The sequence below is a fragment of the Lutibacter sp. genome (genome assembly GCF_040883305.1).
Taxonomy (GTDB): Bacteria; Bacteroidota; Bacteroidia; order Flavobacteriales; family Flavobacteriaceae; genus Lutibacter.
On the sequence record NZ_JBFLKT010000386.1, the window covers coordinates 1 to 8350 of the forward strand.

Consider the following 8350-nt stretch of genomic DNA (forward strand, 5'->3'; position numbering starts at 1 on the left):
GTTTAACCTTCAGTTACGGGTTAATATGTGTTAATTTTGGTTTGGCAAAGACGTTAGCAATTCCGAGTGGATTAGGACCTAGTCGAATCCGCCGTAATTACGATTATACATTGTAGCTACATTTTATTTTACAAAATACATTTCTATCTTTCCTTTTCCCTTGGCATAAATTTCCCCTCTGTATTCGAAATCGATATGATTCTTTACAAGTTGAAAAGTCGCTCTTGAAATATTTATTTTGCCAGGTTCTCCAGATGATTCCATTCTACTTGCCATATTAATTGTATCTCCAAAAAGATCATAACTAAATTTCTTCTTTCCTACTACTCCAGCTACTATAGGTCCAGAATGTATTCCGACTCTCATTCTCCATTTTATTTCATGTTTCTTATTTCTTTCCTCAAGATAGGATAACATCTGTTTTGCGGCTATGATACAATTAATAGCATGTTCAGTAAACTCTTCTTCAAGGCCGCATGCAGCTACATATGCATCACCAATTGTTTCAATTTTTTCAACTCCTGCCTTCTCTACAATTTCATCGAATCGGCCAAAAATATCATTAAGCTCATTAACCAAAGTGATTGCAGGGATGCTTGCTACTAGCTCTGTAAAACCTTTGAAGTCAGTAAAAAGAATAGTTACATTCTTGTGTCTTTTGGGCACTGTTTTACCTGTTTCTTTTAGATCCTTAACCACCTTTGCCGGAAGAATGTTATGCAGAAGGTCATCTGATCTTTTTTGTTCAGCCTTCACAGATTCCTCTGATCTTTCAATCAAGACTGACAGCGTCCATGCAATTGTAAGGCAAATTAATCCAGTTGTACTTACATTAACTATTTGCAGGAAATATGGGGATATTACATCATAGTGAGCATTAATTTTGGATTGAAGCACCACTGAAATAATCAAAATCAAACCCCCAAGAATACTGAAACCAATTGCTAATTTCCTCGCCTCTTTGGGGAAAGTCATATATGGTGTAATAATTATAATGTAACAAATGACCCAAACACCTGATGAGTAACCTAATAAATAAAGAAATAAGATAACTCCAAAAAGGGCCGTAGCAGTAAAACAAATTGAAGCCAAAACCCGCCAACCTTTTCCATTGAATATTAAAACGAATGAAAACATCAAGGCTAACAAACCATTACTTGCATAAAGTATTGAATAATCTGTAAGAAAAAAAGCAGTAATCATCCACATTCCCATGAATAAGATACCAAGAATTGACGCAATATTTGTTACTCGCAGAAACCTATTCTCAGTTACAGAAAGCTCCTTATTAACACCAATATCAATCATTCTTTTGAAAATTGGAATTTTGCTCTTATCATTATTCGGCATTAGCTTCTTATCATTTTTCGTTAAATATTTGACTATTTTTTAATTGTAGCCAACGATTTGTATATGAAAAGTAGCAGATTTTAAATGCGACACTTTTCCGATAGAGGAAAGATAATAAAAAAACGCAAACCAAATGGCTTGCGCTAATACTGCTATTTTTTATATACATTGTTACCTGCTGGCTCTATTATGTATTATTCTAATTTTCATTTCAAGACAGTTTCTTAAATGTCAGTAAATAAATTAACTTTATACAACTTTGTAAGTAGTTTTTATTCTTCCGTTTTGTTAGTTTCCAATTTCTTAATTATTGTATTTTGAAATTTTTCTGGTTCATCGTGATGTATTTGATGTCCAGATTTTTCAAATAAAAACAAGTCTTTTTTTTGTGCTTTCAATTCCTCAAAGTATTTTTCTGTAATTTCAGTCGATGTTTGAATATCTTTTTTTCCAACAAAAAAATAAATTGGGCAATTTACTTCCTTTAAAGTTTTCGGTAAATCAATATTCATTACTTCGTTCCATGCAGGTGACCAAGTTTCTGACCACTTAAGAAAACCATTTTTGAAAGCATCAGTTGTTACATATTTCTTACCTTCTTTATAAAAAAGCCATTTTCTTATATAAAATAAGTCCTCATCAATTTTAAAAGGGATATTCACGCTCGCTAATTCTTTGCTTGCAATAGGGTTTTCTTTAAAATGAACTTTCAAAATTTTGAGCAATTCCATTTCACTTGCTAATTGACTGATAACCGGATTTACAGCAAAATAGGAATGAAGCAATTCAGGATGATTTTCAACGATATAAAAGCCTAAAACATTTCCCCAAGAACTGCCTAATAAATATATTTTTTCTTGGTTTAATTCCTTTGTCAGAAAACGTATAACTTGATAAGTATCCTTTTTCATTTGTTCAACTGATGGTTGAGTTGGTGAAGGATTTAATTCTAAAGTTTTTCCTGCGCCTCTTTGGTCCCATTGGACAATTGTAAATTTATTTCTTAAAAAATTCGTGAAATTGTCCGCAGTATTTATCATTGAGCTTCCTGGACCGCCCGCTAAAAATAAAAGTATTGGTTTGTTTGAATCGTCCGTTTTAATTTCCACAACCTGTTTTATTCTGCCAATTTCAGGTGTTAGAAGAGTATCAATTTTTACCGAAATATTTTGTCCGAAAGAAAGATTAGTTGTTAATAATAGTACTGCTAAAATTTTTAATGTAGTTTTCATAGTATCGTGTTTTATGTTAAAAATTATTTCGATACAAATATGTGAAAGAAATGAGTCTTATGCGACCGAATGAAAGTAGTCGAACGCATTTGTTTAAAAAAACAAGTAAGAGTAATTACAAATTGTTTATTTGCAAGCTTTTACGATAAGCAGTTGGTGTGGTATTGGTATGTTTTTTAAAAGCAGTATTAAATGAAGATTTTGAATTAAAACCAACTTCATAAAGAATTTCTAGAATAGTTACCTTACTTTTTGCATTATCTTTTAAAATAGCCATAGCATTTTCTATACGATAGCTATTTACAAAATCATAAAAATGCCGATTTAATTTATGATTAATTAAAAGAGATAAATCTCTAACTGGAATTTCAGTAGCATTAGAAATATCTTGAATTGTCAAAGAAGGATTAAGATATGGTTTTTCTTCAATCATATATTTCTTTAATTTCAATAACTCTGAATTAAATTCCTTTTCATTTGTGTTTAAAGTTTTGTTCTTTTTTTCTTCAGAAATGTATTCATTTACAAGTTTTAATTTTGAATCAATGTTTCTGAAAAGATTTGGATTATTGAGTGCTTTGAATAGATACCAACTAATTATGAATAGTTCAAATAGAAAAAGTCCAATTTTTAACCATTCAGAAAAGTTAGTATAAGTAGAAAATTTAAAGATGTTTTTTAACAGCGCAAGAGAATAGAATAAAGATAGTGCTAACGCAAATTGAAATAACCAATTAAGTGATTTAATACTAGCTCCAGTATAATTTTCGAGGTATATATTTTTTGCTTTCTTTAGGATCATAAAAACTACAATGATGTAAAATACAATTTGAATATGAATGAAAATATGATTAAACTGTATTTCTATCATACTACTACTTTTTTCTAGAAAACTAGTTTTAGAGGCTTGATTGACTGCATAAAAGCGTGGTAACAAAATTAAATTTGCTATTAAAAAAGGGACGATGTGGATTAAATGTTTCGGTTTTAATTTAAAATCGGAATAGCAGACTGATAAGACATATAAATAAAAAGTTGGAAGTTGGAAGAAAGTAATTAGGTTTCTGAACATTCCGATATTTGAAGGGTTTTCATTTAAAAAATCAAATAAAATTCCACTAATATCTATTGCTGTTAAAATTAAAAATAGAGCAAAAAGACGATTACTTAATTTATGTTCTGTTTTTACTGTAATCAAAAAAACAGCTAGAAATAATGAAATGAACATTGTAATTACAGCGACCGTAACTATTAAATTGACTTTATCCATTAATTTCTTTTTTGTTTTTCATAGTTTGTTTTTAAGAAAAGTTTATTTTCAGCTTGCAGGTAACTTTGTTATATGTTAATATCATATGTGTTTATTCCCCTCAAATTCCCCATATAAAGTGAATAATGTATTTTTTATAGATTGTACTATTTGGTGTTATAATGATGCGCATCTCAAAAATAATAAAATTTATTATATGATTTAACATTGTTGCTTTTTATCATTTTAGATTCCAATTTTTAAATATTCTTCATTGATATCATTTTTCATATTTGATTTTTACCGCTGGGTCTAGCGGGTTATTAACTCTTTTTAAAATACTTGATGCATAGTGTCATCAAAAAGTAAACTTTTAAAGGGTTAAATCCTAGAGATAGATTTAACTTAAGAAAATAATGATTAGTTTTTGAAAATAATAGGATGACATTTTGCAATAAATAATTCAACTTCAGCAGAAGTAATTTTGTTTGGGTAAGACATTAATAATAATTGTAATGGAGGTTGATTTCTTTTTGCATTTGGAACTTCATAATAATGTTGATTAATTTTAAAACCAATGTTTTCATAAAAAATTATTCTTCGCTGATTATTATTTGATGTAGGTAATTCAACTTCTAATAGAACTGGTTTGTCATTATTATTGATAAACTTTTTAAGAATTTGTTTTCCATAACCTTTATTCCTTAACTGAACAGATGTTGCAAAATGATCTATATACATAAGTGTTTCAAAATCCCACCATAAAATAAATCCAATAAATTGATCTTTATCCATTACAATATCAAAATGATAATTAGGGTGCTTTAAAGTACTTGCTTGGCCGTGCAAAGTTCTCCTTTCTTCAATAGGAAAAGCATCTTCATAAAGCTCCCAAGCTTTTTGAAAATTATTTTCAAATATATTATTTAGCCTTATTAATTTCATTCACTTAGTTGTTTTATTCAATATAACTCCAAATTGGTAAAGAAATACTACTGTTTCCTGTAAAAGTTATCTCTAATGGAATTTCAGCATCTTTAATACTTTCTTTATTAACATTCTTTCCGGTACCATAATTAATTTGAGCATTATTGTTTTTATTGATATTAACCACAACTACAATGCGACTTCCTTTTTCTATTTTTTTACTGATTAGTTTCGAGTTGTTGAAATATATTTGCGTCTTTTGATTTGGTGTAAGTAAATTTCTTTGTTCTCTATTTTTCGCATAACTTGCTCTACCAATGTAATAGCTCAAATGAAAGTATTTACCTTCTGGAGTCAGTTGGTATAAGATTACAGAATAATCAACATCCTTTTTATTTATTGAAAATTCAAGATTCCCAAAAAATGATCCATTTATAATTATATCTTTTTTTAATGGTTTAGCTTTAAATACCATTCCATCTTTTAAATTGATTTTATCACGTTCCAAAGGCCAAGGATAATAGTCTGTATTGGTCATGTTTTTACGATCTTTAAAATCAATCGACATTTTAATCTTTGAATTATTTGGGTTCGATTTTAAGGTATAAATATCTTTGTGATTATCAGAACTTAAATGAAATTGTAAAGTATCGTTTGTCATTGCACTTAGAGTTGGTTTGTGCATCCAAGTATTGGTGCCCATGACTTGGAAGTTAACTTTATCTTTCAAAATACTAGGTTTTGATTTTCCTTCCAAAATGTAATCAAACCATTGATAAAGAAGCTCCTCTTCAATGTTGATTAAAGCTGTTTTATCTAATTTGTAATTTCTTAGGCTTTCTTCGGGTTTCGTTTGTGCAGTCCAATGGTCATAAGGACCAACTAATAAATAATGATTTGGATTTTTCGCATATTTATAATGCTCATTGAAATAATACATGGCCCCTCTTTGTGAGTCATCATAATAACCTGTAATTGTTAAAATAGGAATGTTAATTTTAGCAAATTCTTGTTTATAAGGAATCATGTTCTTCCAATAGTCATCATAACTAGGATGCTGCATATAGGTGTTCCATAATGTATTTACCTGCCCATCTAAACTATCTAATTTGTTAAAAGCCACTCCAGTTTTGTACCAAGTATTTTTTAAGGAATTCCAACGATTAAAATCATTCGATGCTTCAAAATCTAAAAACTTATTATTAGTTACATAGAAATTCCAAGAATAAGAATAATTGTGCAGTACATTATTTTCCAAAGGATAATCAATTCCTGGTGCAATAGCAACCATTGGAACAATTGTTTTTAAAGCAGGATGCACTTTGTTTTTCATGGAAGCCCATTGTGTAAATCCATTATAACTCCCTCCATGCATTCCTACTTTTTTATTTGACCAAGGTTGTTTGCTAATCCAATCAATCACTTCGTAAACATCAGTATATTCATATTCAAAAGGTATTACAGGACCTTTACTATACCTTTTTCCTCTTGTATTGGTAATAACTCCATTATATCCTTTAGATGCTGCTAACATTGCATTTGCTTCATTAGAGCTAGCATATACAGACGAAATTAATATTGCTCCTTTTTTTGCTTCAGAATTCCCTCGTCTTTGCACCAAAACTATGGGTACTTCTGCTCCATCTTTTGTGGGAATAACAATACTATCATTTATGACATACCTACGTTTATGATCTTGTTTTATTTCTTCAAAATAAATATTTCTAGTCGATGAAAACACCGTTTTTAAAAAATACTTTTTTACTAAATCCTTAGCTGTTGCCTGTGATATCTGTTCAGTTTTAATATTATTATACGTATTATTAAAATTACTAACATAATAATCAGTAGGATCTCTAATTATCAACGCTCTATCTAAATTAATAACTTGTATGTCATCAGAATTCTTTACGTATTTTCTGTAAGATTTTTTAAACGCATCTTTAAAGTTGTTAGAAAGCTTTGCCTCAACATAATGCATGTATATATCTAAATACTGTCTTTGATCAATTGGTGTTTTTTTAATTCTTTTTTTGAAAATAACTAAGGCATCATTATAATTACCACTAATTAATTGTAGCTTAAATACATCTAATTCAGATAAGTTTTTTGTATCACAGAATTCTCCTAATTGCTGCATTTGATTTGCAATTGCAACTGTATCTGATAGTTTTAATTTCTTAAATGGTATTTCTTGTGCAAAAGAAGTAAAACTAATTGCTAGTAGAAATAATAACAGGAATAATTTTTTCATTTTTTCTTGTTTAAAATTGATAACAAACTATGTTACTTATTATTTGGATTTGAGTAATTAATTAGCTCTTCATTGTACAAAAAATCGTCTTGAGTTTGTGTCATTTTAATAAAGTTTTTTATTGCTGGAGCATATAACCAAACTTCATCTGTTCTTGCATTATATCCTCTTGAATTTGAAACCGTACCTTTGTATTCTATGGTGTACGCCATAAATGTACCAGCCTCTACAGTTTCTTCTTTAAAAGATATAACTTCTGCATCTTGACTTTGTTTTCCAGTAGTACCATCTTGACTTGTCCAATTTTTTTCATATCTCCACGTTTCACCAACTTTTAAAGGCCATTTATATTTTGGTGTTTCGCTTTTTTCTGGCTCCACTATGTCTGTTACTGAAATAGTGTCTTTTCCAATGACCATACCTAAAACATCATTTACACTAACTATTTCTCTTATATCTTGCCCATCCGAACGCACTACACCTTCGTTTGTTACGCCTTTATATTTCCAAGTCCATTTTTCTCCAACTGTATAATCGGTTAACGTTGGTTGTTCTGCAACTAAAGGGCTGTTTTCACTACAAGTTGATAACAATGAAATCACAGCTAGAACAATGATTTTTAACATTTGTGATATTGCTTTTAAATAATTCATAATATGATTTTTAAATTAGTTATAGCGCAAAGTAAAAGTGTTTATTACTATCAAAAAAGGAAAAGTACAGGAGCGTAAATAAATGTAAATGAACGTTGAAAATTAAACCATTATTCCTTTACAGACTATTCCAGTTTTTAAATTTAACTGACTGCCTGCTAGACACTTCCACTTTTTCTCCAGTGGTTAATATAATTTGTAGTTTATTATTAAAGTATGGATGAATTTCTTTAATATAATGTATGTTAATCATTTGACTTCTATTCACTCTAAAAAAAACTTTAGGATCTAACTTCTCTGCTAATAAATTTAATGAACGCTTAATCATGGCTTTATCCGAACCAAAATAAAGACGTGCATAATTTTCTAAAGATTCAATAAAATGAATATCTGTTAAAGGAATAAAATGACATTTTTCACCATCTTTTATAAATATTTTTTGATGCATTGGTAAGGTTGTAGACTCTAATTTTACTCTTTTAGATAATTCTACCTTTACCTTTTCAATAGTCTTTGAAAAACGTTCATCTCTTAAAGGTTTTACTAAATAATCTAAAGCATTCATCTCAAAAGCTTTAACAGCATATTGATCGTATGCAGTTGTAAAAACAACGTCTGGTACATTTGTTAATTCTTCTAATAAATCAAAACCAGATTTCCCAGGCATGTGAATATCTAAAAACAA

The 8350-nt window shown here is 29.1% G+C and carries 7 protein-coding genes; all 7 read right to left on the bottom strand.

What is annotated here, in order from left to right:
* Positions 1–123: 123 nt before the first annotated feature.
* Positions 124–1308 carry an adenylate/guanylate cyclase domain-containing protein gene (locus AB1Z17_RS12385; RefSeq protein WP_368052099.1) on the bottom strand — a complete coding sequence of 395 codons (1185 nt, stop codon included), beginning with the start codon at positions 1306–1308 and terminating at the stop codon, positions 124–126.
* Between the two features lie 314 nt (positions 1309–1622).
* Positions 1623–2582 carry an alpha/beta fold hydrolase gene (locus AB1Z17_RS12390; protein ID WP_368052100.1) on the bottom strand — a complete coding sequence of 320 codons (960 nt, stop codon included), beginning with the start codon at positions 2580–2582 and terminating at the stop codon, positions 1623–1625.
* A gap of 115 nt (positions 2583–2697) precedes the next feature.
* Positions 2698–3852, bottom strand: a complete 1155-nt coding sequence (locus AB1Z17_RS12395) for a helix-turn-helix domain-containing protein (RefSeq protein WP_368052101.1) — start codon at positions 3850–3852, stop codon at positions 2698–2700.
* A gap of 399 nt (positions 3853–4251) precedes the next feature.
* Positions 4252–4776 carry a GNAT family N-acetyltransferase gene (locus AB1Z17_RS12400; RefSeq protein WP_368052102.1) on the bottom strand — a complete coding sequence of 175 codons (525 nt, stop codon included), beginning with the start codon at positions 4774–4776 and terminating at the stop codon, positions 4252–4254.
* A gap of 13 nt (positions 4777–4789) precedes the next feature.
* Positions 4790–7012, bottom strand: a complete 2223-nt coding sequence (locus tag AB1Z17_RS12405; RefSeq protein WP_368052103.1) for a CocE/NonD family hydrolase — start codon at positions 7010–7012, stop codon at positions 4790–4792.
* A gap of 32 nt (positions 7013–7044) precedes the next feature.
* Positions 7045–7665: a hypothetical protein gene (locus AB1Z17_RS12410; protein ID WP_368052104.1), complete on the bottom strand. Its 621-nt coding sequence runs from the start codon at positions 7663–7665 to the stop codon at positions 7045–7047.
* A 118-nt stretch (positions 7666–7783) separates the two neighbouring features.
* On the bottom strand, positions 7784–8350 hold a 567-nt coding region (locus AB1Z17_RS12415), incomplete at its 5' end, for a LytR/AlgR family response regulator transcription factor (RefSeq protein WP_368052105.1).

Bases quoted from the DNA above. Each gene is read 5' to 3' on its own strand.
- AB1Z17_RS12400 (WP_368052102.1), bottom strand. From the start codon at position 4,776: ATGAAATTAATAAGGCTAAATAATATATTTGAAAATAATTTTCAAAAA.
- AB1Z17_RS12395 (WP_368052101.1), bottom strand. From the start codon at position 3,852: ATGGATAAAGTCAATTTAATAGTTACGGTCGCTGTAATTACAATGTTC.
- AB1Z17_RS12390 (WP_368052100.1), bottom strand. From the start codon at position 2,582: ATGAAAACTACATTAAAAATTTTAGCAGTACTATTATTAACAACTAAT.
- AB1Z17_RS12410 (WP_368052104.1), bottom strand. From the start codon at position 7,665: ATGAATTATTTAAAAGCAATATCACAAATGTTAAAAATCATTGTTCTA.
- AB1Z17_RS12405 (WP_368052103.1), bottom strand. From the start codon at position 7,012: ATGAAAAAATTATTCCTGTTATTATTTCTACTAGCAATTAGTTTTACT.
- AB1Z17_RS12385 (WP_368052099.1), bottom strand. From the start codon at position 1,308: ATGATTGATATTGGTGTTAATAAGGAGCTTTCTGTAACTGAGAATAGG.